The organism is Belnapia arida, from assembly GCF_016773205.1.
In the GTDB taxonomy this organism is placed as follows: domain Bacteria; phylum Pseudomonadota; class Alphaproteobacteria; order Acetobacterales; family Acetobacteraceae; genus Belnapia; species Belnapia arida.
Map to the genome: position 1 here is coordinate 1 of NZ_JAETWB010000167.1, position 686 is coordinate 686.

General features: G+C 69.2%; 1 protein-coding gene. It reads right to left on the reverse strand.

Annotated elements, in window-relative coordinates; genetic code table 11:
- Window positions 1–51 precede the first annotated feature (51 nt).
- The coding region (gene tnpC / locus JMJ56_RS33225; protein WP_202836135.1) for an IS66 family transposase at window positions 52–686 on the reverse strand (635 nt) is incomplete at its 5' end.

A 686-nucleotide genomic window follows, 5' to 3' on the forward strand; every position in this document is an offset into this window, starting at 1 on the left:
GTAAGCGTCCGGTGATGCGGCGTAAGCGTCCAGTGAGGCGGCGACCGACCGTCAGGTTGTCGCGGCTTCGGCGTCGCTTGGCAGGTTCCAGGGCAGGAGCTCGGCGACACGGCTGACGGGATGGTCGGCGATGCGCTCCAGCACGCGGCGGAAATAGGCTTCTGGATCGAGGCCGTTGAGCTTAGCGGTTGCGATCAGCGAGGCGACCGCCGCGGCACGCTGACCGCCTTTATCCGACCCGGCGAACAGCCAGTTCTTCCGCCCCAAGGTCAGCGGCCGGATGGCACGCTCGACCGGGTTGTTATCCGGCTCGAGCCTGCCGTCGCTGAGGTAGCGCGTCAGCGCCTCCCAGCGGGTCAGGGCGTAGCGGATGGCGCCCGCAAGGTCGCTCTTGCCGGAGATCCGTCCGAGCGTTGCCCGGAACCAGGCATACATCTCCTCGAGCACGGGCCCAGCCCTTGCCTGGCGCAGGCGGGCACGTTCGTCAGGCGGCTTGCCACGGATCTCCTCCTCGACAGCGTAGATGAGAGCGATGCGCTGGAGCGCCTCGGTGGCGAGCGGCGCCTGGCCGGTCAGATGCAGGTCGTAGAACGGGCGCCTGACATGGGCCCAGCAGGCCGCCTCGACGACGCGCCCGCCCTCGTAGAGGCTCTCGAACCCGCCGTAGCCGTCGGCCTGCAGCACGC